Here is a 26,610-nt window from a genome sequence, read left to right as displayed (position 1 = left end):
ATTCTTCCCTGTCTTCATTTTTTCATTTTGGACTTTGGTTTCTTTCCGTTTTCTTAATTTTTTCAATCCTAAAGTTTCTTATTTCAATCCTAAAGTTTCAAGTATTTTTCTCTGAACTAGGGTTTTTCTCATAAGGCAACATTTTGCGTTATATGTAGGATCAAACTCTATTTTTTTCCATACTTCGGTTTCTACTTCTCCCTTCTGCTTCTCTCTTCAGTTTTAGCTTCTAACTCCGTTTTCTGCAATTGGCTTATTTCCGATATTCCTGTAGTTTTTCCTTTCTTTTATTGCTGTCCGCTTTTCCCCTACTTTTTTCTCATTTTCATTCTAAGAATATATTTATTTTTTTCAAACTCCGATTTTAATTGTATTAATCACTGTTTTCTTATGAATTAAGATACTTATCTATAAATATCATAATAATTGTTATTTATTTACGATTACTTGCGATCATTTCCATACTAACTGTTATCGTTATCTTAATCACAGTTCTCATCTTTGGTTTTAAAACCGGAGTCATATACGGCCTTTTCAGTGCTGGGAAACGGGAAATTCTTGCAATAACAGGGCAGTTATTCAGTTGTTCCTTTTCGTTTCTCTGCCCTGCCAGGTCTCCTGGCAGCCCTACTTTTGCTGCATGCTTATGGGCAGGTTCTTGCCGGGGATAGGTAAGGCATAAACAATTGAGTAGTGCAGGTTCGCAGCAGGTAGTACTGAGAAGAGATGTCGGACATTGACTACATTTTCATGCTGGAGAGGTTTTTTCTGCCCCCCATCGGTTGCAGGGAAGAGAAACAAAAAAGAACAGGCCCTGTTCCGAACCGTAGAGGAGGATAAAACTGAGAAAAAGTAGGTGTGACCGACGGAACGGACTCTGAAAGTATCCGTGAAACCAGAATCACAGTTTTTAAAATTTATGTAAATGTGAGGTCAAGGATCATGCCACCCGCTACCAGGCTGTGAGAAGGGATACTGCATATTACCGGAGAGACAAGGAGAGATAACATGGAGCATAAAAAAATCAGTTTCTTGATATTAAGTGCGCTGGTCATCATGCTTTGCACACCTACAGGATTGGCAGATGCGAATGAGAACGTCACCCTGAACGTCACAGCTATTTTTTCCGGAAGTACCCAGCAGCAGCTGTCAATGGAGGCTATCAAGGATTATCCCCACATCAAATATACTACATACCTGACGACTAAAATCCCAGACAGCCTTGACCTCAGTACACAGGATCTGATATTGCTGGATCTGTATCAGGACAGCCTGATCCCTTCTGTAGAACAGGCGGTTAACGATGCAAAGAACAGTAACAATGCAACTGTAGTGGTATTGTCACCACTGACAGAAGAGGGGCTGGTTCTTGGCAATGTCAACCATACCGAACATCCGTACATAATACAGTATTTCGACAACAGCGGACTTGAAAATCACAAGCGTCTCCTGACTTACCTGATGGTGAATTTCTTTGGTATGAATGGAACGGTCAGCGAGCCAATAGTGATCCCAAAGGTAGGTATATATCACCCTGACTCAAGCAAACCATTCGAAAACGTCACGGAATATCTGAAGTGGTACGGGGACACAGACGGTGATCATTATGTGTACGACCCCGATAGGCCCACTGTGGCAATTCTGTTCCATACCGACTTTTATGTGAAGAATACACCTGAGATAACGGATAGCCTTATAAGGGAATTTGAAGCCAGCGATATCAATTGTGTTGCGGAATACGGCCAGCTGGGCGATTCGCTTGCCCTGGTCATAAATACTTCCGACAATACTCCAAATCTATCCATAGATGCCATAATCAACACTAAGAGTTACAGGATAAAGTCCTACTCCACCGAACCAGTTGAAAAAGGGGTTGAATATCTGGAAGCCCTGGATGTGCCTCTCATAACAGCTGTCACAGGTTTATATCAGACCACTCCGGAACAATGGAAGGAAAGCAATGAAGGTATTCCCATTTCCCTCCTTGGAACCAGACTTGCACTGACGGAACTTGACGGGGCAATAGAACCGATTGTCGTGTCAGGTGAAGTAAAGGACCCTCTCACGGAAGTCTATCACAAGGCCCCCATCGATGAGCAGGTGGAATGGCTGGTAGACAGGACGCTCTCATGGATAAATCTGAGGCACGGGGGCAATACCAGCAAGAAGGTCGCATTGATCTACTACCACCATGCTTCAGGAAAGGATGAAGTTGGTGTGATGGACGAAGGCGGGCTTGACACACATGTGAGTCTGATTAATGTCCTGGAAGCCCTGAAGGAAGAAGGATATGACACCGGAGATCACCTGCCTGATGTTGAGGAATTAGTAAACCTGATGCAGTCCCAGGGCAAAAACATCGGAACATGGGCTCCAGGCGAACTTAATGCGATGGTAGAGAACGGGAACGTGACTCTTATTCCTGAAACTGTCTACCTGGAATGGTTCAATGAACTTCCCGAAGATAAAAGGAATGAAGTCATTGAAAGGTGGGGAAATCCTCCCGGAGAGATCATGGTCTATGAGAACGTGACTGGAAAGTACATCGTGATTCCTAACATAAGGTTTGGAAACATATTACTTGCCCCGCAGCCAATGAGAGGCAAGGGACAGAACGACTCCGTGATGTTCTATGACGAGGCGGTGGTGCCTCACCATCAATACATAGCCTTCTATCTCTGGCTTAACAAACAGTATGAAGCAGATGTCATCGTACACTTTGGAACCTATGGAAGCTTTGAATATCTCCCGGGAAAACAGACCGGGCTGGATGTAACGAGTTGCTGGCCGGCTATCCTTATCCAGGACATGCCTCACCTGTACCTTTACACTGTTGATGGGACTGCCGGTGCCACACAGGCAAAGAGAAGAAGCAATGCCGTAATCATTGACTATCTGACTCCTCCTCTGGTTGCTGCCGGCCTTTACGGGAACCTCTCTGTTCTGGACAATGAACTGCTGATGTACGACCTTGTCGGCGAGGAACTGGTGAAGCAGCAATATAGGGAGAGTATCATCAGACAATGTGAAGAACTTAACCTCGATTACGACCTGAACGCGAATCTGACTGGTGTAGCTGCCAATACCACGGAATTCGAGCTATTTAAAGACGAATTGAGTAACTACCTTTACACACTGAAGAATGAATACATGCCCTATGGCCTGCATACTCTGGGCGAGCCGCCGGAGGGGGATGGTCTGGTGTCCATGGTAATCTCAATGCTTGGAACTGATTTCAGGCAATATGCTGAAGACAGCGGCATCTCAGAAAACGATACGAGGCTTTTGATATCCGAAGTGATCATCAATGGGACTTCACCGGAAGATGCACAAAGCATGACCCTGGGTGTTATTTCGGACAACATGACAGAGTTCCTGAATATTTCCCTGGCATATTCGGATGATCTGAAGGCGTCCACTGTCGAGGTCCCAAGATTGCTTGCGGGACTTGAAGGCGAGTTCATTCCACCAGGGTTGGGCGGGGACCCTGTAAGGACACCTGATGTCATTCCTACAGGAAGGAACCTCTACTCATTTGATTCCAGGGAGATACCTACCAGAGCGGCATGGAGTGTCGGGGTCGAGATGGCGGACCAGCTGCTTGAGCAGTGCCTTGCGGAGAACGGAACTTACCCTCAGAAGGTAGCAGTGTTTCTCTGGGCTACTGAGACCATGAAACATCAGGGAGTTATGGAGTCAGAGATAATGTATCTCATGGGAGTAAAACCTGTGTGGGATGCATGGGGCAGGCCTACAAATGTTGAACTGATACCTGAAGCAGAACTCGGCAGGCCCAGGATAGACGTTGTTATCGTGCCGTCCGGAGTATACAGGGACACTTTCCCGGAGTAACTAACTCTCCTTGACAAAGCCGTCAAGCTGGCAGCTAAAGCGAATGATACAGGCCTCTATCCGAATTATGTCAACCAGAGTTCTATGGCAACCTATGAATGGCTGGTCAAGAACGGGTATAATGAATCGGCTGCATCGGAGTACTCACTGATAAGGATATTCTCCGCATCTGAGGGTTCGTATGGTCCATCGATATCAGTACCTATCGGTGCAAGCGGCAGCTGGGAAGATGACAGTGTGATCGGGAACTATTTCATCGACGGGTGGGGGTATGCCTATGGAGAAAATCTGTGGGGAGAACAGCTGCAGGATATCTTCAGGCAGAACCTCAACGGGGTTGAGGTAGTCACACACAGTATCAGCTCGAACAACTATGGTGTCCTGTATGGGGATGGCTACTTCTCAGATCTCGGCGGGCTGGCGCTGGCTGTCAGGACCGTATCCGGGCAAACGCCCGAGATATACCTGAGTAACCTTCGGGACCCGAATAACGCAGTCGTGGAAACCCTTAGCCAGTTCCTGGTCAGGGAGATACGTACCAGAAACCTGAATCCAGAATGGATAAAAGGCATGATGGAACACGAGTATTACGGGGCTTCCATCCTGAGTTCTGGACTTGAGAACCTGTGGGGGTGGGAAGTTACGACTCCGGACCTGATCACAGATGAAACGTGGACTGAAATGTATGATGTCTACATCCAGGATAAATATGACCTGGGGATGGAAGAGTTCTTCGACGCGAACAATCCCTGGGCAAGGCAGTCCATGGAAGCCCGTATGCTTGAAGCCATTCGCAAGGGTTACTGGGATGCAGACTAGGAGACCATCGACGCCCTGACGCGGGAATATGTGGAATCCGTGGTGGAAAGTGGGGTTACCTGTTGCCACCATACCTGCGGAAACCCCCTGCTTGACGACTACATAACGGGAGTTGTTTCTGCTCCGAATGCCAATGTAGTGGATACCGATGTTATGGAGGACTATGAACGGCTGATGGCCGAAGCCCGGGGTGAGACTTTGGACACTGACAGTCCCGAAGGCAGTAAACACAGCTCCAGCACCGGGGCAAAAGCCGAAGTAGTCTCCAAAGAGGAGTACTATTCGGAAAATGCAAACAGTACCCTTGAAATCGATTCCGGAGTGGGGACAGACCCTGCTCGATCCCCAACGGGTGAAGCGGATGTAAAGAACGAATATATTGAAGGCTATGAGCTGACAAAAGAAAAAATCAAAGACGATGTTGAGTCGGATAGCATGCCTTTTTCAGCTTCAGACCTGGTCGGAATGCTTTTTTTATTACTCTTTATGGGAGCGGTTTTTGTGGGATATAGAAGAAAGAAGAATTGAATATCAGAGCACTTGAAAATAAGAACTGAAAACTTTTGATTGTGAAGGAAGGAGAACGGCTTAAAAAAGTTGGAAGCGGGAGAAGGTTTTTTCTCATCTTCTTTTTCCCTCTTCTCTTCTTCTTCTTTTTTACTCCAGAAGCTTCAGGTATTTTTCTCTGAACTCAGGGTTTCTCATAAGGCAGCATTTTGCATTGTATGCGGGGTCTTCCCTTATCTTTTTCCAGACTTCCCTTATCCTGTCCCTGTGGACATTTCCGTAGGGAATAGGGACGCAGGCGCAGGGGAGAATATTTCCTTCGGGCGTGATGTGCAGCCACTTTCTGCCTGCCATACAGCCTGTAGTCCTCATAATCTGGGGAATCGGAAAAATTCTGGGTCCTTCTTTTTCCCTTGCGCCGGACACAAAATTGTCAAATTTCCTGAGATCTTTTGGGGTCATGATCTCGGAAGCATGGTCTATCCACCTGCCTGTCGGCACTATCTCATAGAAGGAGAGTTCGTGGACTCCAAGCTTCGTTGCAAGGGCGTAGAGTTCATCAAGCTCGTTGACATTATCCCTTGAAAGCACTACGTATATGTTTACTAGCAGCCCAGCCGTAAGTCCGTTTCTGACTGCTTCAACCGCGCTTTTGAAAACCCCTTTCCTGCCCCTCACATAATCGTGCTTTTCCTCATACGCGCTGTCAAAACTGACCGTAAGGGAATACAGTCCCGCGGCTTTCAGGCTCCTTGCGCGTTCTTCTGTCATCCCGACTCCTGAGGTGAACATCCCAGTGATGGCTTTATCAGGATCAACGTAGCTTATCAGGGCTTCCAGACCCGGATAGGTCAGGGGTTCCCCTCCATCAAAAATCACAAAGGTTGTACCCATCTCAAGAACCTGATCGATTACAGCTTTAACTGTTTCGGGTGCAAGCTTCGCTCTATTCTTTGTGTCGGGGAGGGCACAGTGGATGCAGTTGTTGGGGCAGTCCTCGGTAATCGAGATTGTTACCTGGTCAGGCATATTTTTCCCGAACATTGATGACATCTGGCTCCTTACAAGCCGGTCAAAGCCCTGACTCGGAATTGGAGGCATCCAGGTAGAATAGATAAGGCGGTCAGCTTCTACATTTGCAGGCTTTTCGCCGTCAAAAATCGAGATATTTGTAGTAAGGAATTTTTTCATGAGAGGTGAGGCTACTCCTCCGGTTTTCATCTTCAGGCATCCATCTTCGATTTCAGCATAAACCCTGAAAAGGGGATTTTTATAAAACTCGTACTGCATACTTTCCCTGCATCTGGTTTTCTGGCGGTATTTTTCCTTTCTGTAGTTTCTGATCTATTAGTTCGGATTTTGCCTTATTTCAGTTCTATTTTCCCTTTTTGTCATTTCCGCTTCGTTTCCCGCTTTATTTTTTTCCATTTTATTCCAGTTCTATCATTCCCAGCTTGCCCTGGTTTGGTTCCCGGTTTACTTATTCCTCAGAAACGTTCTGTAGTTCAGCATGGCTGTGGGCTTCTTCCTTAGCATGAATGTAAAAACCTGCAGAGCCTGTTCAAATGCACTGCCGTGGATGAAGGAGAGGTCTTCTTTTTCAAATACCTTTGTCATCTCATCGATTTCCCTGTCCGTCATCTTCCTCAGGGTCTCAAGCCCCATACGTCCGATGTAATGTTCGACCTTAAACTCTTTTTCCCAGGTTCTCTGATATTCCGAAAGGGCACTTTTTGAGATGTCTCCCTTTTTTACAGCATCTGCCGCCACATCCCCGCAGATCTGGCCTGCCCTCATCGCATAGCCTATCCCGGACTGGCCTGCCGCTCCTCCGACTACCATTATCCCGTCCGTTATGTATTCTCCCGGGATGGTTACGATAGGGTCTCCCCCTGAAAGTTTTCTTACAACCTCAAGTTCCTCGAGCCCTTTAAGCTTTTTGAAGCGCTCTACCCAGGCATTCAGGTATGGAGTTGCGTCCATCCCGCACCTGCGCACATATGCTCCGATTGCGGCATTATCGCCTCCTCTGGGTGCGTAGGTGGTCTTCCAGCCGGGGGCATGGTTTCCCACATAATACTCAAAAAACTCAGGCTTGCCCAGGCCGGGTGCCCTGATATCCAGTTCGGTTCCCCAGGCGATATCCTCGGGGTGCTTCATCGTCTTCAGACCCAGAAGAGAAGCCATTTTCGAATTTACGCCGTCGGATATGATTACAAGTTTCGATCTGAATCTCCCCGCCGAAGTGCTGACAGCAAATTCCCCTCCTTCTCTCCAGATATCCTTTGCCTCTACCCCTGTCCTGATGTCAACTCCGGTTTTCATTACTTTTTCAGCATAAAACCGGTCAAACTTTGCTTTGTCAATAGAATAGCCTGGAGTCTCTACTATTACCTCGCGTCCTACCGGAGAGATGATCTTCATTCCTTTGAGGTAGTGTACAACATAAGACGGGTCTGCCTTTTCTCCGCACCTGTCAAGCATCCCCTTAAAAAAAGAGTTTGCAGGGTGGGGAGGGTATCCTATCTCATCCTTTTTTTCCAGTAAAAGGACATCTGTACCCTTTTCACAGGCGTTTCTGGCAGCCATGAGCCCCGCAGGGGACGCCCCGATTACAATAATTTCCGCATCCATTTTTTTCCGATCCTTTTTTACCAGAGAATGGAGGTATAAGATCCAAGATATATGCAGAGCACCACGTCCAGGATCATTGACCCGAACATTATTGCCCTGTAGTTTGAGCCGTTAAGGAAAAGCGCGCCTCCTCTCTCAGGCGTCGGGTGTTTTATAAAGTCAAAGCACTGGGCAAGCATCCAGAGCCCCGAGGCAAGAGCCCCTGCAAAAAAGACCGGGCCGAGTCTGGCTGACCAGCCTATTATGACTGAAGCAATAACCCCAACAATCCACCAGAAGGTCACAAACTTTGCGGTAAAGGGAATTCCAAAAGTTACGGGCATTGTCGGTGCTCCTTTCAGCCGGTCTCCTTCAACATCTCTGGCAACGCCTCCAAGGGTAAAAGCCCAGTCCGTAACGCACATCATAAGTCCGAAACAGATTGCAGGAAGAGGAAGGATTACTCCGTCGCCGCCCTTCAAAATCCCGGCAGGATCAAAGGCGAGCCAGACGCCTACAGGAACAAGCCCGTAGGATATCCCCACGGGAAGAAAGCTCAGGAAGGTGCTGCGCTTTGCAAAGATTGAGTATATGGTAATGGTTGCAGCTGCGATAAAGAGGACTACAAGGGATTCCGGGTTCAGGTATGCGGCTGCGGCACCTGCGATAAGCAAAAGCAAGAACGCGTACATCATCGCCGAATTCTTCGAGACTCTCGAGGAGGGAAGTGGTCTGTCCGGGATATTGATTGTATCGATATCGACATCACAGCAGTCATTGAAAACATATGAACTGGTTATTGCCGCAAAACCTCCTATCACGGCAATCAGGAAGGGGACAAGTAAGGGCAGCCCTCCGGTTGCCAGGTAGGAAGCAAGGATAGCGCTTGCGGCAGGGAGGGTCAGGTCCATGTAGTAGAGTTCGGGTCTCAGCAGCCGGAGGTAAGGGCTGAGCTCCCCGATTCTTGCTGTAAGGGACAATAGTTTCACCTGTAATTTTTCTGGTTTGTATTGAGGGTTGGTTTATTGAGGGTTGGTTATATTTAGGGGATTGTCAGGTTTTTAGTGTTATCAGGGGTTTTACAGTTAGTCCTATAAACGTTAGCATCTCAAAAAAGTTTCCTTTTTCTCTTTTCAGAAGAATTCCTCATGGGAAGGTAACTGAGAAATTTATGAGGAACATGAGAACCCCTGGAATCATTAGAATCTGTAAAAAATCCAGGCTCGGAGGCTTCCTAAAGGGCTATGAGATGCTTATTCTTTTTTCCAGGCTGCCCTGTATACAAGCTTTGCTTTCTTCCCTATTTCTTCAATTAACGGGTGTTCAAACTCCTTTTCGCAGATAAAGGTAAATTCTGCTCCGGGATTCAGTTCCATCAATTTAAGGGTATTTGAGAGAGCTGTACTGAGGGTTTCATAGTCCGGGAACTTCGGGACCTCGGCATTGAAGGGGTATACCTCTTCCATTTCTGCAGGGAACGACCCGAAGGGAGCTTTGAATGTCAGAACCCGGTCATAATCCTTTTCTCCCTTAACAGGAGCTGTGCGGATAATTGCCGAACCTTCAAGGCTGAATCTGTCCAGCCGCTTTTCGAAACGCAGGACTTCCGGTCTAAAGGAGGATTCCGGCCCGCAGTAAAAGTATGTGCCCTTGGTTGCAGGATCAAACTGTTCCAGCCATGCAGAGTGAGTGTAGAGCCTTTTCAGTCCGTCAAGAAGTTTCGGATGGGCACGGCAGCGCTGTTCGACAAGCTCGAGCAGTTTTCCGTCCTTGATGGACTGCTTGATCAGCCGGATTTCGGCAAAAGTTGCATAAAGATTGTGCTTTCCGAGAAGCTCTTCTTTATTTTTGGCTTTTCTCAACTCGTCGGCAGTATATTTGGAACAGACAGGGCAGGAGCAGGGCAGATAATTCAGTTTTTCCAGGTGATACGTCCCGTTTGCAGTAATATAACGCCCGTCCTTTGCATATAGGGCATAAGCTGCCGAGTCAAAAAGGTCGCAGCCAAGAGAGACTGCAAGGGCAAACATCATGGGATGCCCTGCCCCGAAGAGGTGTACAGGTGAGGTTGGAGAAAGTCCTTTTTTGGATGCGGCAATTACATCCACAAGTTCTGCGTAGCGATAGGCCTCCATTAGCGGGACAACTGCTCCCAGGGGATAAACCTCAAAGTTCAGGTCTCTTAAGCGAGATGCCGCCTTTTCCCTGAGTTCGGGATAAGTCGAGCCCTGGACCGGGCCTGCCAGGAGCTGTTCACCCTGGATGAATTTGCGGGCAGCTTCAAGGCGTTCGGCAGTGACTGCAAGTTCTTCTTCCGCTCTCCTGAAGTGGACATCCGGAGGAGTCGGGATATCAAGGGGAACTATGATGTCGCTCCCGATTTTCTGCTGGAACCCGAGGATCTCTTCGTTCGTAACTTCCACTGACCCGTATACTGAAAGCTGGAAAGAGCCCGAGTCTGTCATTATCGGCCCGTCAAAGCCAAGGAGCCCGTGCAGTCCTTTTTCCAGGGCGACAGTTCGCAGTTCTTCTTTCCGGTAGATGATATAGGAATTGGTGATAAGAATTTCAGCCCCGAAGCTTTTCATTTCTTTCGGGGAGATAAGCTGGATGTTCGGATTGATAACAGGCATGACTGTGGGGGTCTCAACTATTCCGTGGGGGGTCCTGAGTTTCCCTATCCTGCCGCCTGCATCTTTGTCGAGAATTTCAAATATCGCTGACATGCCGGGGGTATAGATGCCTCTCAGATATATTTATCTTTGGGGGCTGGCAGGAGATTAGGGTAAGGTGGAAAGAAACACCTTTTCTGCACAAATTATAAACAGTGGTAAGCATAAAGTCATAGGTGATTGATGATATGTCGCCTGCTATGCCACAATTAAATCTCAAACAGCTTGAACAGGAGCTAAGGGAATTTTTCTCCGGAGTCGAGTATGTTACATTAGCCTATCTTTTCGGCTCAACCGTCCGGGGAGAAGCTAACAGCCTGAGCGACATAGATATTGCTGTTCTTTTTGATGATACTATTTTACAAAAGGACACTTTTGACCTTCAGCTGGAATTAATAAGTGAACTTACAGGTCTCCTTAAAACTAACAATGTAGACCTTGTGCTGCTCAATGATTCACCTCTTCTTTTGACTTATAACATCATACGTAACGGAATCATTTTAAAGGCTGATGAACCTTTAAGGGTAAAGTTTGAGACTAAAATCATGTCCAGGTACCTGGATGAGCGATACCACATTGAAAGGCATGCAAAAGAGAGCTTGAAAAGGATAGCAGAGAGTGGATTTCGATGATTGAAGAAATTAACTTCAAGCTGGAACAGTCGAGTTGCGTCTCGACGATGCGCTGTCCGTTTCACTCGTTACACTCGCTCAAGCGGACTAAGTTTGGGACAGGATAAGTGGATTTTGATGATTGAAGAGATTAACTTCAAGCTGGAACAGTCGAGTTGCGTCTCGACGATGCGCTGTCCGTTTCACTCGTTACACTCGCTCAAGCGGACTAAGTTTGGGACAGGATAAGTGGATTTTGATGATTGAAGAGATTAACTTCAAGCTGGAACAGTCGAGTTGCGTCTCGACGATGCGCTGTCCGTTTCACTCGTTACACTCGCTCAAGCGGACTAAGTTTGGGACAGGATAAGTGGATTTTGATGATTGAAGAGATTAACTTCAAGCTGGAACAACTTGGAGAGTATGTCAGCACTCTCAGAGAATACCAGCCATGTGATATTGAGGAATTATAAGGAATAACCGTACTTTGAGGGGAGCGGTTGAAAGGTATATGGAGATCTCCCTTGCCTGCATGATTGATATCTGCGAGATGATCATTTCTAGCGAGAAACTGAGGCGTCCGGATACTTACAGAGAAGTTATACTTATACTTGGGCAGCACGACATCCTCCCAAAGGAATTTGCCAAAAAACTATCACATGCGGCCGGTTTTCGAAATGTGCTTTTCCATATGTATGCAGATATTGACCTGGAAAAGCTTTACTCCCATCTTCAAAACGACATTGATGACCTGGAACTTTTTGCTGAATACGTTGCTAAGTACCTGGTTTCTAAATACGAATAATTATGGTAGTCTCAGAAGAGTTTCATGTCCCGAGTTATGCCATCTGAATAGAGCCTCGGGTCACATGAAATCGGAGATTTCATGGGAGTTGCGATATCACGCAACAGTATGCTGCCCTTTTCGCTTCGATCAAGAGGGTTGAGTTACAAATATTGTAAATCCTTTCCGTATTTTTAGTGGTTATAAAGTCTCGGGCGAATCCCATGTATATCTCCATTGTAATGTAGTCTCCTCTCTCCCCATTTTTTTCCTTTGATCTCTTTTTCTGGATCAGTCTTCTTTTGCCCGCGGCATTGCAATAATTTCCCTTACCTGCAGGGAGAAGAAGTCATTGCTATGAGCCGGCCTCAGCACGAGAGCTACGTCTGCACCCTGCCTCGTGCCTCCTATGGCTATGATTTCCGTGTTGTCCGAGACAGGGATATGGCCTGAGTCCGCCGCCATGATGGCAACTTCTATGGCTACCTTGAAGCCCTTGCCGAATAGGGAACGCAGGGTATCGGCTATTACTTCAAGCCTTGAATAGCCTCCGAACTTCTTTGTGATCGAGCGCTCGATTCCGGAAAACATGTGGGACTGGGTGGTGATTACTGCGCCAAGCTCTTCGAGCTTCTTTTTGTATTCTGCTTCGACTTCCCACTCGCCTTTTTCCTTCTGGCCGTACTGGTGGCTTACTCCGATTACTTTGATATTGCTGCCCTTTACTGCTTCTGCCATTTTGAGGGCGGTTTTTCCGCTGGTACTGGCAACTACGATATGGGCTATTCCAAGTTCTGCAGCTCTTTTTGCTGCAGCTTCGACAACTGCGTCTGTATTCTCTTCTCCTACGCTGTCCAGATAGAGAATTGATTTTTTCATGAATTAATTCCTCCTGTATTTGGTTTGTTACCTTTCTACGAACTGCTTTTGTAGACTGTTTTTCCGGTTTCTGTTCTGCCGTTCTTGCATTTCTTTTCTGTTATCTTCCTTTTTTTCTATGAAACTCTTTTCCTTCCCCTTTTCTTCCCCGGCATCAATGCAGTTTGCATTTAGAAGTTATTGAGCGGAGAAGGTATTTTTATTAGAATAAACGCTCCTGATCTGAATTATTTTTTCTCTGTCATGAGAAAAGATATATATTAAAAGGATTCTCTTTTAATAAAAAAGAGGGCTAGGGCTTTTGGAATCCCGGATTCGTCGATATTTTTTTATCGATGTCTGTGCTGATGACAACGCAGACCCGGGCTGGCGAGAAACTTGTTTATTTAGGATTAGGTCAGATATTATCATAGGGGTTTCATTTCATTGAGGTGGTTTTTCTGTCAACTACTACAGACTATGACAACAACGACGTGAAGATTATTACCAAACCTGTGCAGTCAAAAAACCCTATTTTGATTGAAGGTTTTCCCGGAATCGGGCTTGTGGGGAATATAGCAAGTCAGCACATGATAGAAGAGATGAATATGGAGTATATCGGCTCCATTGAGTCCAGGTATTTCCCTTCAATTGCAGTGCTTTATGAAGGGCTCATAAACATGCCTGTAAGGATCTACGAAAACGTGGAGCATAACATCATTATAGTTATCTCCGATATTCCGATCAGCCATTCGGTTTCCTATGATGTGAGCAATGCCCTTGTGGACTGGGCTGAGTCTATCAATGTCAGGGAGATTGCTTCTATTGCAGGAATTGCAATTATGGACGGGGGGCACAAGGTCTTTGGGGCAGCTACCACACCGGAAATGCTGGATAAAATCAAGGATAAGGTGGAAATTTTCCAGATGGGAACAATTTCCGGGATTTCAGGGAGCGTAATGGCCGAATGCCTGCTGCGCGGGATTCCTGCAATCAGTCTGCTTGGAGCTACAAAAACCCAGAACCCTGACCCAAGAGCCGCTTCCGCCGTTATTGGGGTCCTTAATGAACTGTACGGACTTTCGGTCAGCACCGACAGGCTTATTGAGCAGGCCGAGCGCATAGAAACCGAGCTCCAGAAGCTTGCTGAAGATGTTCAGGCTACCGAGCGGAAGGGAGAAGTCAAAAAGGAGTTCCCAATGTACGGGTGATCCTATGGAGTACATTGCGTTAACAGGGATTGCCGATTCCGTAATTGAGATCCTGAAAAAACACGAGCTGAGGACTCTTGAGATCCGAAATCCGCAGAACTTTTTCGGAGTACTGGGGCTCAATGCAGGAGATAGTGTTCTCCTGACTTCTACGAGCCTTCAGGATCTTACTGACGGAACTTCGGGACTCATAGCAAAGGTTATTCAAAAGGAAATTTCTGTTCACTCATTTGTCAGCTCAAATGATCTCTACATTGAAGAACGAGAGACTCTTTCAGCTCGCATTCAACTTGAGTGCCGGCATATGGCAAGGGTGAGAAGTGTTATTTCAAATGAAATCGGGAAACCGGTACGGGTAGATGCAAGGGATATCTCCTGCTACGAAGCCAGATAAAGATTTCATTAAATAGTTAAATTCCTGTGCCGGACTTCGATCTTAAATATATTTTCCGGAACCTGTAATTCACTTTAATAAGTATCCGGTTTTAATATGGCTTCCGCTTTCTAAAAAACGTTTTTTACTTTCCCTTTAATCGATTTCTCAAAAAAGTTTTCCAGAAACAAAAAAATCTATTCCAGGAATTATTCCTATTTCCGGAAGTTACTCTGAAAACAGATTCCTATTTCTCACCGTAAAAACACGTTTTTAAAAGAAATCTCCAAAAATAGGTTCCAAAAATAGGTTCCAAAAATAGATTTCTAAAAGAGGGAAGGTTCCGGAAAATTTGGGATTTTCCGGGAGCCCCCAGTTTAGTTTAGTATCTTCACATCATGTCTTCAGGCATTTCGCCGCCTGGCATTCCGCCTGGGCCAGCTCTTGCGCCGCCGGATGAAGCGATTACATCATCGATCCTGAGGATCATGATTGCGGCTTCGGTAGCTGCGTTGATTGCCTGGGTCTTGATCCTGAGGGGTTCGACAACATTGTTTTCGAACATGTCCTCGATCTTGCCTGTGTAGACGTTGAGTCCTGCCCTCTTGTTGCCTTTTTCATGCTGGGAGCGCATTTCCACGAGCATGTCGATCGGGTCAAGTCCTGCGTTTTCAGCGAGGGTCTGGGGGATTACTTCGAGGGACTCGGCGAACTTCATAACTGCAAGCTGTTCCCTGCCTTTGAGGGTTGCTGCATATTCCTTGAGCCTGAGAGCGAGTTCTACTTCAGGGGAGCCGCCACCAACTACGATTTTCTGGTCTTCGAGAGCAACGCCGACAACTCTGAGAGCATCTTCAAGGGCTCTCTCAAGGCCGTCCACTACGTGCTCCGTTCCGCCGCGGAGAAGAATAGAGGTTGTCTTGCTGTCCTTGCAGCCTGTGACAAAGGTCATTCTGGAACCGGTGACATCCTTTTCTTCCACAAGGCCTGCATAGCCGATGTCTGCCTCCTCGATTTCATCCAGGTTGGTAATAACCCTTGCACCTGTGGCTCTGGAGAGCTTGTCCATGTCGCTCTTCTTTACCCTCCGCATGGCGAAAATGCCTGCCTTTGTCAGGTAGTACTGGGCAAGGTCATCAATGCCCTTCTGGCAGAATACCACGTTTGCGCCTGTCCTGATCACTTTGTCCACAATTTCCTTGAGCATGGCTTCTTCCTGGTCGAGGAAAAGCTGCATCTGGTCAGGGGTGGTGATCTTTATTTCGGCTTTGGTTTCTGTCTTTTTGAGTTCGATTGGTACGCTTAAGAGGAGGACCTTTGCATCCTTCACAACTTCCGGCATGGCGGTGTGGACCCGTTCCTTGTCGACAATTACACCCTCGATAATCTCGGAATCTTTAATGCTGCCACCGGGTCTCTTTTCAGTCTTTACGTCCTCGATGTCTACAGTGATCTTTCCATCTTCGCTTTTCTCGACAACGGACTTAACCGCATGGACTGCGAGCCTTGAAAGGTGGGCTTTGTGCGCCTCTGCACCCTTTCCGGTGATGGCTGTACCTGCTATTTTCTCAAGAGTCTCGGTATCTTCGGGAGATGCACTGATGGTAACCGTGTCAAGAATCTTTGCAGCCTGGGTTGCTGCAAGCCTGTAACCGCTTGCGATCAAAGTGGGGTGTACGCCGCTTTCCAGCAGTTCTTCTGCCTTTGTCAGGAATTCTCCTGCAAGCACGGCTGCTGTGGTGGTTCCGTCCCCGACCTCGGCGTCCTGGGTCTTGGCGACTTCTACGATCATCTTTGCACCTGGGTGCTCGATGTCCATTTCTTTAAGGATGGTTGCTCCGTCATTGGTAATGACGACGTCTCCCATCGAGTCTACAAGCATCTTGTCCATACCCTTGGGCCCAAGAGTGGTTCTTACTGCCTCAGCCACTGCCTTTGCGGCCATGATGTTGTTGTGCTGAGCGTCGGAACCGTGAGTTCTCTTGCTTCCTTCCCGTAATATAAAGATCGGTTGTGCTGCCAAGCTTTAATCTCCTTTCAATGATGTGAACTAGTATGAATTTTTTATTAATTGTATTCCAGAGCACTTTCCTTTGTGCGTAATTTTCCTATTCTTAATGCAAGCACTTCTATATAAGAATTCCTCTGGAGGGCAGGGCCTGAACCCGGAAAAAAAAGGGCTGCGGGTACTTTTAATACACCCGAGTTTCGCTTCGGGAGCACGAGGTTCTTTTCACTCGCTTCGCTCGCTCAAGAGGACTAATTGATAAATCTCTTTGATCTATGTAATGTAACTAACCTTATCGTGTTACTCTTGCCCCGCTCGACGAAGGAGAGCGGTCTTCTCCAAGAAGAGAATAGAGAGATCCGAATGAATAAAGAGATAAAAACCTAAAGTGAAAACTGCTGGAAACACTCGTAAGTAAGAACGAGAACCAAATAGACAAAAGAGGAAGGAATTCCGGTCTTATCTCTTTTTTAAATTTTTTTTTCTTCTTTTTTGCGGGGCCGCCGGACAAGCTGGCGGAGGCGCTTATATTTATCTGTGAATTTAACTAAGTCTCTCCAGTCAATGAAAGCATTCTTCGGACAGGAAAGACAGTTCTGAACTCCGTTTCTCTTGGTGACAGTGTGAGTTTACCTGTTACTTTTTTGCGTTGCAGATTAGGCAACTTTAGTCCTGCAAGGAGCAGAACAGAAAAACAGAAGACTTCCGCTTTGGATATTCTGAATAATATCTATTGATTAACCCCGTAGCCACTAAAGATTCAAATATCAGAGAATGTTTTTAGGTTATGAGAAGTAAAAAGTATGACGTGAAACAGCTTTCAAGTGAGAAGAATTTCAGAGGAAATTGATGCATATTCTTGAATTGAAAGTGAGATTTGCAAACCTTTTTGAAGTTCTGGAACTGTGGAAAACTGATCTGGGGAAAGACTATGACAGGTATAAACAGAGAAAGTGCAGCGCTGATTGTTGTGGACGCACAAAATTTCATACTTAATGAGAAAGGGCTCAATGCGGAATGGGGTGTACTGAAGCACGCTAAAGATACAGATATGATTGAGAATACGAAGGAAGCCATAGCAAAGGCCAGAGAATACAGTATTCCTATTATTTACTTGAAAGTGATCCTGAGACCTCAGACTCTGCATGCGATCGGATTCTGGAAACCGCTCCTAGAAATCGATTTTTCAAAAATCAGCCCGGAAGAGGAGGAGTTTCAGACTGGATTCGTGGAAGAACTTGCCCCCCGGTCCGAGGACTTTATAGTTGTAAAATACAACGCCATGAACGGTTTTTTCAATACCGATTTGGAGCAGATATTGAAGGGTCTTAAACGGGATACGCTGGTCTTTACAGGAGCTATAACGAACCTCTGCCTTGAAACCACGGTTAGAGGAGCTTTTGATAGGGGATACAATATTATAGTGCTTAGCAACTGCACAGCTTCCATCAATGCAGAGCTTCAAAAGTTTTCTATCGAAGTAGTCTTTCCAATGCTGGGGGAAGTCTGCACCCTTGGAGAGCTTGAAATTGTTTCCTGAGGTTCCTTGGGTGTTTTATAGAAAGTTTCTAGTGTCGCGTCAGTCCTCAAGGATTTAATAATTCTGAACAGTTGCGATCGATTATATACGACATTTTACTGATGACTCGATACTAGTACATCGATTCCAAATTATGGGAAGAATTGGACTTTGAAATCAGCACTGGTTAATGTTTTTTCTATGAGAAAACCACAAGCGGACAAGAATAAACACGAATTGAAAATATTTGTGTTCACTTGTTTTTATTCATGGTTTATTGAGGATATATGGAATCGATGTACTAGTATGGAGGATGAAAAAAGGAAAGAGCTAGCAAAGAAAGCCTGAAAAATTGAAGAGTACCATACAGGAATAATATATTTTTTGTGGAGTAGAACGATGTCGGGCAAGGAGCAATAGTGTACAGAGAGCACATATTGTGATGGCAACAAAGGCGTTTCTTAGATTTGAAATTCAAAGAATAAAAGAGTATTAAAATGGTTTGATACAAAATGGAATATTACAAGAGTGCTGTTAATCAATTTATGAGAAATCCAATCTATGCCTTAGCCTAAAAATTAAGGAAATTAAAAAGTTGCCTGCGAAGCAGGCAAATGCGTAAGTTCTATTTAGTTTTTTTCTGTTTTTTCCTGCTTGGTTTTCAGCGAGTTCTCAGTGTGTTTTTATATACTCAATCATCCGTGGGGTTAGCAGCGGGATGATCAGGGGCAGCATGTTTGGCATCAAGTTATCCATGGCTTTTGGCATGAGGTCAGGGAGCTGATCTTTCATGTAGTCAGGCATCGGAACCCGCCTTTCCACGGCTTTGAGCATGTCCGGCATCACTTTGGGCATGACCGAAGGCATGAGCATTGGCATCATAACCGGCATCATGGGCTTCATCATGGCGTCCATCCCCGGCACGTATTTGACCATTTTCATCATTGCCTGGAGTGGGGACGGCATTGCCGCCATCATTTCGGGCAGGAGTTCTACCATCAGGTCGGTCATGTTTTCGGGTTGCATGAGGTCAATCATCTTCTCAAAGGGTACCCATGACTGCAACGCGAAGTTTGTCGAGTCGGGGATGTCATGGCCAAGGCTTCTGGCTACAAGGGCACCGAGGTCCTGCGATTCTATTTTCATGTTGTTTTTCTCGGCTGCGACCCGGAACTGGACAGTACAGCAGGGACACAGAGCCGCAAGGATATCTGCGTTCACATCTGCAGCTTCCTGAAGCCTCATGCCTCCGAGTTTATATGCAACCGGAGGCTCGGCAATCAGGCTCACCACCGAGCCGCAGCAATGCGCCTGTTCCCTGTTGTATTCAAGTTCCCTGAACTGGAGGCCGGGGATGGCTTTCAACAACTCTCTCGGAGGTTCGTACACCTTCCCGCCGGCTCTCCCCAGGTGGCACGAGTCATGCCAGGCAACCACTTTATTAAGTGGTTTTTTGAATTTGGGTTTCAGCACGTCCAGGCGCTCAGCCAGCACTTCGGAATAGTGCTTTGTCTCAAGTCCGTACTCAATTCCGAGTTTTTCCGCCCACTGGGGATAGACCGTATGCCACATGAGCCAGCAGGCAGGGCAGGATGTGATCACGGTTTTTACGCCCCGCTTTTTCATGTTGGCGACGTTCATTCTCATGATCTTCTCAAAGACATCCCACTTTCCGGCCACGAGCATGGGGATTCCGCAGCAGGCTTCCTTATCCCCGAGGCCTGTAAACTCGATCTCCGCATCATCGAGCATACGCACAGCCCCGACAGCCACATCTTTTTCCACAAAGGACGCCGTACAGCCTGCAAAATAGGCATAATCGGCTTTGTCTTTCATCTTTGCCCTGATGTCGTCAGGAATCCATTTGTCCCTGTCTTTGCTGAAGTTTGCCCAGATGTTCCTCTCTTTCAGGAGGCTTGCAGCCATGATCTCAAAGGGCGGGAAAGTCATCTTTTTCTCTTCTTCGACCAGCTTTCCGCGCATTGTCATCCAGGCATGTTCGATTGGCATGTCCAGCTCACAGCGGGCGTCGCACATCTGGCAGGTAGTACAGGCAAGGAAGGTGTTGGTCTGCCTCTGGTCAAGTTTTTCCCGGCCAGCCAGGTATTCTTTGATGAAGAACCATTTCCCTCTGGGTGACTGGGACTCCCAGCCCCTGCCATAGTACTGATCGCACTCACTCACACAGTATCCGCACTGGGAACAGGAGTAGGCAAGTTCGGCAACTTCTGCGGGGATCTCCTTTTCGTCTTTGAAGGAAACTTCCCCGATCCCGGACATATTCCCGACAAGCCTTCCCATGGGTTCGAAGGAAGAGCCGAGGGAAACAGCGGTATTCAGGAGCCCTTTTCCTTCCAGGGTCTCCGGGTTCATGATCCCGTTGGGGTCGAATTCTTTCCTGAGGGCTTCTATTTCCGAAAGCCGGTTTCCAAAGACGCTCTGTTTTTTCGAGGCAAAGAAGAGGCCTGAAGAATACGCCCTGCCTCCGTTTTCTTCTGCAATTTTCAGGATGCTCAGGGAAAGGGCAAAGGCTGTATTGAAGAGCAAGGAGCGTTCGGAGTGGCGCATAAAGCAGAGGAGTACGACATTTCCGTCGCTGATAACCATCCCTTCGGTAAGCACAGGGAGTTTAATCCGCTTTTTAATTTCTTCAAAAGCAGTGTCCATCTTCTCTAGCGGCACGAGGATCTCGGCTGGGATAAAGGAGGGACCGAGCCTTTTAACCTTCATGGACTTGAACCATTCCTCAGTTTCGTGCTTTGCAATTTCTTCCGGAAGGATTGTGCCTCCTGCACTCTCGACTGCTTCTGTCAAGCCTGAGACGTCTCTTGAGGCAGGATACATGAAAGTACAGACGTAAGCAACAGGCAGCACAGGTCTGTGTTTGTCCACAATCTCCCCATAGTGGAGCTTCAGGGGCGATTTGTTTTTCATGTCCGCCCATTCGGGGTTCAGGAAGGAGATGGACCAGAGCGGGATGTTCTTTTCCCTTATGGTTTCGACCGCCTTTTTCATGGCTGAAGCATCAGGGAAACTGACTGAAACGGCTTTTCTCTCTTCGAGCTTCTGGACCTTCAGGGTTATTTCGGTGATTATGCCAGTGGTTCCCATCGTCCCTATCAGTTTCTTGAGCTCGGGGCCTGAAAATTCCTTTATTTTTCCGTTGGGGAGGACAACCCGGACTTTTTCCATGCTCTCGTAGCCCCAGCCGAACTCATAACTCCCATATCCGGCTCCGCTCTGGGCCAGCCAGCCTCCGACGGTTGAGGACGGAGCGCTTGAGGGGATTGCCCTGACAGAAAGTCCCTGTTCTTTCAGCTTCCTCTCTAATTTTTCCCAGATCATCCCGCTCTGCACCACCACTTTCTGTCCTTCGGGGTCGATACTTATGATCCTATCCAGTAATGTGACATCGGCAACTATGCCTCCCTTTGTAGGGATTACCCCGCCGTACCCTGAGGATGCCCCTGCGCGGGGGACAACAGGAATCTTGTGCCTGTTTGCAAATTCCAGAAGTTTTGCTGCGTCTTCTTCCGTCTTGATCTTTACAACAGCCGCAGGGTCGGTGTTCCCAATTACTTTCTTGACAAGTGGGGGTAAGGCTCCTATATCGTGATTATAATAGTGGCGGTCGCGTTTGTCAAGATTGACGCGTTCCCCGAAGAGTTCGGAGAGTTCTGTTTTCTGGACTTCTGAAAGTTCCGGTACTTTTTTTGCTGTCATATTTTTCTCCTCCTGGTTTGGGGCCGATTTGTTGACACTTTACAGTGTGCGAAGATGATCGTGCTAAGTCAGGTTCTGGAAATGTTTTTTAGCTCCCTTATAATTTACGTTATATATTTTTCAATTAAAAATATTATATATTCGGATGTGAGTCCGAATTCTTTTTCGGATTAAACTCTTCTTTTCAGCTCTTTTTTCTGTTATTCAGTTTTTTTAAACTCTTTTTATAGTATTCTTCTATTTCCGGTGTTTTTCTAAAAAGAATAAAATTAAAAGTGAAGGGCATCTTTGGGGCAGGCACTCACACAGCGTCCGCATTTGATACAGTCAGGTTTTGTCTCGGTCTGGCAGACCTTGAGCTGCATGGGACAGACTTTTTCACATTTCTTGCAGCTGATGCATTTGTCTTTTTCAAGCTTCAGCTGGTATCTCTTTCCTCCGAGCAGGTTCTGGGCGGTTCCCATCGGACAGAAGGAACACCAGGTCCTCGGGCTCAGGTAGCTGCCGAGAAGGACTGCAATTGTGGTCGTCACAAGGCATATGGTGACAAAGATCATCCCTATTTTTTCAAAGGTATTCAGGGTCCCGATGACGCTTGAAATCCTGTAACCCATAATACCCATCATCAGGAAAAAGATGGGAAGGCGCACCCACAGGCTCCGGAGTATAGCTGGGATCTTTCTTTTCTTTGAAATTTTGCCAATCCAGAAATCAGCCAGGCTTCCCCTCGGGCAGAGGTTTCCGCAGAACCATCTGCCTCTGAAGGGGCTGATAAGGAAGATTGCGGCAAAGACCAGAAGCATGAAATACCCGAGGACAGGATACCAGAGCCCTCCGATAGAGACTATCAAGACAAGGATTCCCAGGTAAGGAGTGATTTTGAGCATTTTAATTAACCTCCGTTTTCCCATTGTTCGAGTTCCTGTCCGAGTCTGTCAGCCCAGGAGTTAACAATTTTTAGAATGACATTTTTAATCTGGTTTCTCGAATGAATCTTATAAATGAAGACATAGCCCCCTCCGTCAAGGTTCTGCTGCGACCTCTGAAGAATTCCTTTTTCGTGCAGCTTTTTCACGGAGCGCTGGACTGTAGAAATATCCAGGTTCAGAGATTTTGAAAGGGTGTCGGTATCAACCCATTTTTCGGGTTCATTCAGAAAGTGCTTCATTACATTCAGGTCGGCTTTTGTAAGATTGAGAGCGCATTTGATTACATCTTCTATTCTGAATTCTTTGCAGGCGAAATCTATCATTCCAATCCCTCCTCTCTTCTACAGTACTGTAATATTATGTCAGGAGTATATATACACTGGGAAGTACAGCACAATGCAGGTGAAAATCAGCAGTACTGAAATTTATTCTTTCTGTTTCCGCTCTTTTTCAGCGGTTTCCCTTCCCTTAGCTCATGTTCCCAGCATAAGCCAGATTCCTTAACTAAAACAAATTTACTTGATAAAATATAACCTCATCTCTACTCCATCCCCATTGCATGTTTCGAGAACATTTTTTCTTTATAATTTTCGGCTATCCCGGATATTTGTAATATTTCCTGTTTGTAGAAATTTCCTTGATTTTCATCGGACTTTTCTCCTATCTGTCCAGGGAAATGCCCATTACCTGGAAAATTGAGATACATATTTATACCCCCTCTCCAATCCTCAAATTAAGGTTTAATGAGCTTGTTTGTTTCTGGGTTCTTCCACAAAGGGTTCTTCCACAAAAAAACCCTCGATCCTGAAACTATTCTCGGCTCATTAAAATCCACATATACTCCACAAAAACCGGCAGGTTTCTCCTTTTTTCCTGCCGGATCCACACACTTTTTTCAATTAAACTATACTTGATCTCCTGATCCGGAAAAATATACTTGATCCGGAAAAAACTGTCTTTTTCTCAGGCTTCTTCCAGATGTACCCGTCTTTTCCTTCTGAAGATACAGTTTTTTCCGGATCTTATTTTTATGCTTCAGATTTGCCCGGTGCCGGGACTTACATCCCGAGAGCGGTTTGTGTAATCGTTTCTTCTATCTCTTTCTTCAACTCTTCCGGGATCCCCCTTATTCCAACATCCAGGAAGCCCCTTATGATCATTCCGACGGCTTCGTCTTCGGTAAGCCCTCTTGCCATCAGGTACTCAACCTGGTCTTTAGCAATTTTCCCTACGGCAGCTTCGTGGGTGAGCTCAATGTCGTCCACATTTGCCTCGAGGATAGGGATTGCCAACTGGCTGCCTTTGTCGGTCAGGACAAGCCCTTTGCATTCCAGGTGCCCCTTTGCGCCCTTTGCATTGCCTATCATTTCTCCTCTTGCAACAAGCCTCCCCCCGATAGTGATCGTCCTCGATATCAGCTCTGCTCGTGTATCCGGGGCATTGAAGACAGCCCTGCTCCCGAGGTCAAGTTCGGAGCCTGGGTGGCCAATTGCTATGGTATTGAGCCTTGTCACCGCTCCTTTTCCTTCGAGCCTGACGGTCGGGTAGGTCTGTACCGAATGCACGGGTTTCAGGCAAATGTAATTGCTTATGTAAGTCCCGCCCTCTTCGACGTGCACAACAGTTCTCGGGCGTACTCCTATCTGTTCTGCCCAGTTGTGGATCATTGTAAAGTTAAGGGTTGCTCCTTTTTTGACGTACATCTCGGATATTCCAAGGTGCAGACCTTCTTCAACCCCCTTTTTGGTGGTGCAGCCCGTAATTATGTCAAGGCTTGCTTCTTCTTCTACGACTATAATATTATGTACTGTTTGAGCTGCTTTTTTGCTGCCCAGCATAAGGCAGGTCTGGACAGGCATGGAAGATTTCTTTCCCGGAGGAGCCCGGATAAAGTAACCGTCCGCATCTTCAAGGTATGTCTTTGCCGTGTACTTATCAGCATCCACCTGCACGAGTTTCCAGGAGTAATCTTTGAGCCATTCATACTTTTCAAGGGCTTTATGTGTGGACATCAGTTCCACATTTTCGTCCTTCAGTGAAGAGTGGGAGACTGCATTATCCAGAACAATAAAACTGCCGGATCTGCCTTCTTCACTTGGAATTATTCCTACCTGAAGCAGGGTTTTTTTGCTTTCCTCGTCAAGAGTCTGAAGGTCTTCAATAGGCTTGCTGACCTTGGAGCCTTCTTCAAACTTTTCCAGTTCAAAATCCTCTCCGTAAGCTGCCTTTTTCTCAGCTGCGCTTTCGGCTCTTTTTTTCAGGCTCATTTCATCAGTTTGCATGTTATGCACTCCTGGTACCCTTTGTTTTTTATTTCTTCCAGCATTTTCATAGGATTTCCCGAACACATGACCGTTCCGTTACAGAGAATATACCCTCTGTCTGCCTGTACATAGTCCAGAACCTGGCCTGTATGGGTAATGATAAGGGCCGATTTCCCTTTTTTGCACCTCTCTCCGGGGCATTCCAGGCCTTCTTCAAGCAGTTCTTTTATTGTCATTCCGACCTGTTCGATGCTTACGAGGTCTACTCCGGACTCAGGTTCGTCCAGAAGGTAGAGGCTCGGGTTCTGGGCTGATAGTTGGAGAAGTTCGGATCTCTTGATTTCTCCACCTGAAAAACCCACATTTACATCCCTGTCCAGAAAGCGCTTCATGTCAAGATTTTCGGCAAGGGTTTCAGGGTCCTTTTTTCCTTTCGATGCTACTTTTACAAGGTCCTTCAGTTTAATTCCTGCCATATCAGGCGGGCGCTGCATCATGATGCCCAGCCCGAGGCGGGCTCTTTCATCAATCGGAAGATGGGTAATATCTTCTCCTTTGAAGAGTATCCTGCCTTTTACAACCCTGTACTCGCTAAAGCCCATGATTGTCCTCATGAGGGCTGACTTTCCGGCTCCATTCGGGCCGAAAAGCACATTTGTATACCCTTTTTCAACTTCGAGGTTCACGTCATGGAGTAATGTTTTTCCGTCAACCTCTACAGTCAGATCTTCTATTTTCAGCATCGGTTTTTCTCCCTTAATCTCATTTCAGATACGGTTTCCCCTCTTCCTTTCTCCGTATCTTAAGAAGTAGCCATTCAAAATACATTTATCTGAACTCTATTCGGCAGAAATAACTCTAAAATCAGATTGTTCCGGCAGTCCGGTCTACCCGGTCTGATTTCCAGTTATCTGCACAAAATCCTTATTCTTGTTGGAAGCCATTGTATTTCTAATCATCCGTCCCCAAAGGGTCTCCTCCTCCTCTTTTTAAATTTAAGTATGAAGTTGAGGGGCCCGAATATTGGGATTACCATAGAGATTACAACTACATTAATTCCTTTGTCAAAAATGGTTTTTTTAAAAAATCATTTTTGAAAGGGAAATATTGTTGGGAAGAAATTATTGTCGGAAAAATTTGTTTGAAAACAGGATATTTTTGAAAAAAAGCATCTTCCTTTTAATTTTCACTCAGTGGAGTTCAAAGCGCATGCCAGCTCGCGTTTCCGTATATTTAGACGGAAAAGCATTCCTTATTTTTTCCTTGTGTACTGTGCAGTGTCCGGCTGCTATCAGTTCCATTTCTTTAAGCCGCTCAAATCTCTCGCTATCATGCAGTCCTCCAAGAATCCCTTTAATCTTCCCGCAGGAAAGGGCAGCATCCATAATTGCCTCAATTCCCGGATGAGCGCAGCCTGTAAGCACATAGGATCCGTTTTCCGTATTCAGGACAAGGGACTGCTCTTTTATTTTATCTCCAAGTTCTCCCGTGCTCCAGATCCCTTCGGATATCTCCGTGGCTTCCTTTATTTCTACAAGGTCAGCCCTCTTCCGAATTTCCCTTTTGAGATTCTTTGAAAAAGATGAAGGGACATATACGGTAAGTCCGGGATTTGCGTAAAGAAGTTCAGGCAAACCTCCTATGTGGTCCCAGTGCTGGTGGGAAAGGACAAGCTTACTTATACAGGTGGGGTTGATACCAATTTTCTCCATATGCTTTAGAAGCAGAGTTCCATCCCATCCTGTGTCGAAAAGGAGGATTTCTTTGCCGGTTTCAAGAAGAGCCGAAAATCCCCAGCTTCCTGTAAAACCAGGGCAAGCTTCGTTATCGTACAGCACTGTCAGTCTGAGCATCTGCCGGCCTCACA

21 protein-coding genes and 1 pseudogene are annotated in these 26,610 nt (G+C 46.3%); 8 read left to right on the top strand and 14 right to left on the bottom strand.

Annotated features, from left to right (window positions below; translation table 11 throughout):
* The first annotated feature begins 1,008 nt into the window (after positions 1-1,008).
* Positions 1,009-4,671, top strand: a pseudogene (locus MA_RS23115) (cobaltochelatase subunit CobN).
* A gap of 30 nt (positions 4,672-4,701) precedes the next feature.
* Positions 4,702-5,199, top strand: coding sequence for a hypothetical protein (locus tag MA_RS24850; protein ID WP_052279218.1), 498 nt, complete (start codon positions 4,702-4,704; stop codon positions 5,197-5,199).
* A 129-nt stretch (positions 5,200-5,328) separates the two neighbouring features.
* On the opposite strand, the gene MA_RS23110 is transcribed toward MA_RS24850, so the two are convergent.
* From MA_RS23110 to tgtA, 4 genes are all read right to left on the bottom strand, one after another.
* Positions 5,329-6,468 carry a radical SAM protein gene (locus MA_RS23110; protein WP_011024301.1) on the bottom strand — a complete coding sequence of 380 codons (1,140 nt, stop codon included), beginning with the start codon at positions 6,466-6,468 and terminating at the stop codon, positions 5,329-5,331.
* Positions 6,469-6,654: 186 nt separating this feature from the next.
* Positions 6,655-7,812 carry an NAD(P)/FAD-dependent oxidoreductase gene (locus MA_RS23105; RefSeq protein WP_011024300.1) on the bottom strand — a complete coding sequence of 386 codons (1,158 nt, stop codon included), beginning with the start codon at positions 7,810-7,812 and terminating at the stop codon, positions 6,655-6,657.
* 17 nt (positions 7,813-7,829) lie between these two features.
* Positions 7,830-8,771, bottom strand: a complete 942-nt coding sequence (locus MA_RS23100) for a UbiA family prenyltransferase (protein ID WP_048065984.1) — start codon at positions 8,769-8,771, stop codon at positions 7,830-7,832.
* A gap of 273 nt (positions 8,772-9,044) precedes the next feature.
* Positions 9,045-10,517 (bottom strand): tRNA guanosine(15) transglycosylase TgtA, encoded by a 1,473-nt coding sequence (gene tgtA, locus MA_RS23095; RefSeq protein WP_011024298.1) that lies wholly within the window; start codon positions 10,515-10,517, stop codon positions 9,045-9,047.
* A gap of 134 nt (positions 10,518-10,651) precedes the next feature.
* Here tgtA and MA_RS23090 point away from each other — a divergent pair, with 134 nt between their 5' ends.
* The 3 genes from MA_RS23090 (at position 10,652) to MA_RS23085 (ending at position 11,879) form a co-directional block, all read left to right on the top strand.
* Positions 10,652-11,095 (top strand): type VII toxin-antitoxin system MntA family adenylyltransferase antitoxin, encoded by a 444-nt coding sequence (locus tag MA_RS23090; protein ID WP_048065983.1) that lies wholly within the window; start codon positions 10,652-10,654, stop codon positions 11,093-11,095.
* A gap of 242 nt (positions 11,096-11,337) precedes the next feature.
* Positions 11,338-11,547 carry a hypothetical protein gene (locus MA_RS29110; protein ID WP_226990700.1) on the top strand — a complete coding sequence of 70 codons (210 nt, stop codon included), beginning with the start codon at positions 11,338-11,340 and terminating at the stop codon, positions 11,545-11,547.
* Positions 11,548-11,585: 38 nt separating this feature from the next.
* Positions 11,586-11,879: a type VII toxin-antitoxin system HepT family RNase toxin gene (locus MA_RS23085; RefSeq protein ID WP_248698065.1), complete on the top strand. Its 294-nt coding sequence runs from the start codon at positions 11,586-11,588 to the stop codon at positions 11,877-11,879.
* Positions 11,880-12,149: 270 nt separating this feature from the next.
* On the opposite strand, the gene MA_RS23080 is transcribed toward MA_RS23085, so the two are convergent.
* The gene (locus MA_RS23080) at positions 12,150-12,737 is read right to left on the bottom strand and encodes a pyruvate kinase alpha/beta domain-containing protein (RefSeq protein ID WP_011024295.1); all 588 of its coding nucleotides are present in this window, start codon (positions 12,735-12,737) and stop codon (positions 12,150-12,152) included.
* Between the two features lie 431 nt (positions 12,738-13,168).
* Between MA_RS23080 and MA_RS23075 the strand changes: the two genes are divergently transcribed.
* Entirely contained in the window at positions 13,169-13,927 is a 759-nt protein-coding gene (locus tag MA_RS23075) for a proteasome assembly chaperone family protein (protein WP_011024294.1), read from the top strand.
* A gap of 4 nt (positions 13,928-13,931) precedes the next feature.
* Complete coding sequence (locus MA_RS23070; RefSeq protein WP_011024293.1) at positions 13,932-14,321, top strand: DUF473 domain-containing protein; 390 nt, start codon at positions 13,932-13,934, stop codon at positions 14,319-14,321.
* Positions 14,322-14,691: 370 nt separating this feature from the next.
* Here MA_RS23070 and thsB read toward each other — a convergent pair whose 3' ends face one another.
* Positions 14,692-16,323, bottom strand: a complete 1,632-nt coding sequence (gene thsB, locus MA_RS23065) for a thermosome subunit beta (RefSeq protein WP_011024292.1) — start codon at positions 16,321-16,323, stop codon at positions 14,692-14,694.
* A 916-nt stretch (positions 16,324-17,239) separates the two neighbouring features.
* On the opposite strand from thsB, the gene MA_RS23060 reads away from it, so the two are divergent.
* Entirely contained in the window at positions 17,240-17,848 is a 609-nt protein-coding gene (locus MA_RS23060; RefSeq protein ID WP_048065982.1) for a cysteine hydrolase, read from the top strand.
* 651 nt (positions 17,849-18,499) lie between these two features.
* Here MA_RS23060 and MA_RS23055 read toward each other — a convergent pair.
* From MA_RS23055 to MA_RS23030, 8 genes are all read right to left on the bottom strand, one after another.
* On the bottom strand, positions 18,500-21,550 hold the full coding sequence (locus tag MA_RS23055) for an FAD-binding and (Fe-S)-binding domain-containing protein (RefSeq protein WP_011024289.1): 3,051 nt from the start codon (positions 21,548-21,550) through the stop codon (positions 18,500-18,502).
* Between the two features lie 269 nt (positions 21,551-21,819).
* A complete protein-coding gene (locus MA_RS23050; RefSeq protein ID WP_193589510.1) occupies positions 21,820-22,437 on the bottom strand; it encodes a 4Fe-4S binding protein in 618 nt (205 codons plus the stop codon).
* 5 nt (positions 22,438-22,442) lie between these two features.
* Positions 22,443-22,802, bottom strand: a complete 360-nt coding sequence (locus MA_RS23045; RefSeq protein WP_048065981.1) for a helix-turn-helix domain-containing protein — start codon at positions 22,800-22,802, stop codon at positions 22,443-22,445.
* 218 nt (positions 22,803-23,020) lie between these two features.
* On the bottom strand, positions 23,021-23,185 hold the full coding sequence (locus MA_RS27760) for a hypothetical protein (RefSeq protein WP_157860398.1): 165 nt from the start codon (positions 23,183-23,185) through the stop codon (positions 23,021-23,023).
* Between the two features lie 27 nt (positions 23,186-23,212).
* On the bottom strand, positions 23,213-23,365 hold the full coding sequence (locus tag MA_RS29105; RefSeq protein ID WP_157860397.1) for a hypothetical protein: 153 nt from the start codon (positions 23,363-23,365) through the stop codon (positions 23,213-23,215).
* Positions 23,366-23,537: 172 nt separating this feature from the next.
* Entirely contained in the window at positions 23,538-24,761 is a 1,224-nt protein-coding gene (locus MA_RS23040; RefSeq protein ID WP_011024286.1) for a SufB/SufD family protein, read from the bottom strand.
* The gene (locus tag MA_RS23035; RefSeq protein ID WP_011024285.1) at positions 24,743-25,486 is read right to left on the bottom strand and encodes an ABC transporter ATP-binding protein; all 744 of its coding nucleotides are present in this window, start codon (positions 25,484-25,486) and stop codon (positions 24,743-24,745) included. Before MA_RS23035 ends, MA_RS23040 begins: the two co-directional genes overlap by 19 nt.
* Positions 25,487-25,933: 447 nt before the next feature.
* The gene (locus MA_RS23030; protein WP_011024284.1) at positions 25,934-26,596 is read right to left on the bottom strand and encodes an MBL fold metallo-hydrolase; all 663 of its coding nucleotides are present in this window, start codon (positions 26,594-26,596) and stop codon (positions 25,934-25,936) included.
* Positions 26,597-26,610: the final 14 nt, after the last annotated feature.

Origin of the sequence: Methanosarcina acetivorans C2A (assembly GCF_000007345.1) — an archaeon.
GTDB lineage: Archaea > Halobacteriota > Methanosarcinia > Methanosarcinales > Methanosarcinaceae > Methanosarcina > Methanosarcina acetivorans.
This window is presented reverse-complemented; position numbering and strand designations above follow the sequence as displayed.

Excerpts from the sequence above, each read along its gene's own strand:
- MA_RS23110 (WP_011024301.1), bottom strand. The coding sequence starts at position 6,468 with ATGCAGTACGAGTTTTATAAAAATCCCCTTTTCAGGGTTTATGCTGAA.
- MA_RS23105 (WP_011024300.1), bottom strand. The coding sequence starts at position 7,812 with ATGGATGCGGAAATTATTGTAATCGGGGCGTCCCCTGCGGGGCTCATG.
- tgtA (WP_011024298.1), bottom strand. The coding sequence starts at position 10,517 with ATGTCAGCGATATTTGAAATTCTCGACAAAGATGCAGGCGGCAGGATA.
- MA_RS23090 (WP_048065983.1), top strand. The coding sequence starts at position 10,652 with ATGTCGCCTGCTATGCCACAATTAAATCTCAAACAGCTTGAACAGGAG.
- MA_RS23085 (WP_248698065.1), top strand. The coding sequence starts at position 11,586 with ATGGAGATCTCCCTTGCCTGCATGATTGATATCTGCGAGATGATCATT.
- MA_RS23080 (WP_011024295.1), bottom strand. The coding sequence starts at position 12,737 with ATGAAAAAATCAATTCTCTATCTGGACAGCGTAGGAGAAGAGAATACA.
- MA_RS23070 (WP_011024293.1), top strand. The coding sequence starts at position 13,932 with ATGGAGTACATTGCGTTAACAGGGATTGCCGATTCCGTAATTGAGATC.
- MA_RS23060 (WP_048065982.1), top strand. The coding sequence starts at position 17,240 with ATGACAGGTATAAACAGAGAAAGTGCAGCGCTGATTGTTGTGGACGCA.
- MA_RS23055 (WP_011024289.1), bottom strand. The coding sequence starts at position 21,550 with ATGACAGCAAAAAAAGTACCGGAACTTTCAGAAGTCCAGAAAACAGAA.
- MA_RS23050 (WP_193589510.1), bottom strand. The coding sequence starts at position 22,437 with ATGCTCAAAATCACTCCTTACCTGGGAATCCTTGTCTTGATAGTCTCT.
- MA_RS23045 (WP_048065981.1), bottom strand. The coding sequence starts at position 22,802 with ATGATAGATTTCGCCTGCAAAGAATTCAGAATAGAAGATGTAATCAAA.
- MA_RS27760 (WP_157860398.1), bottom strand. The coding sequence starts at position 23,185 with ATGTATCTCAATTTTCCAGGTAATGGGCATTTCCCTGGACAGATAGGA.
- MA_RS23040 (WP_011024286.1), bottom strand. The coding sequence starts at position 24,761 with ATGCAAACTGATGAAATGAGCCTGAAAAAAAGAGCCGAAAGCGCAGCT.
- MA_RS23035 (WP_011024285.1), bottom strand. The coding sequence starts at position 25,486 with ATGCTGAAAATAGAAGATCTGACTGTAGAGGTTGACGGAAAAACATTA.
- MA_RS23030 (WP_011024284.1), bottom strand. The coding sequence starts at position 26,596 with ATGCTCAGACTGACAGTGCTGTACGATAACGAAGCTTGCCCTGGTTTT.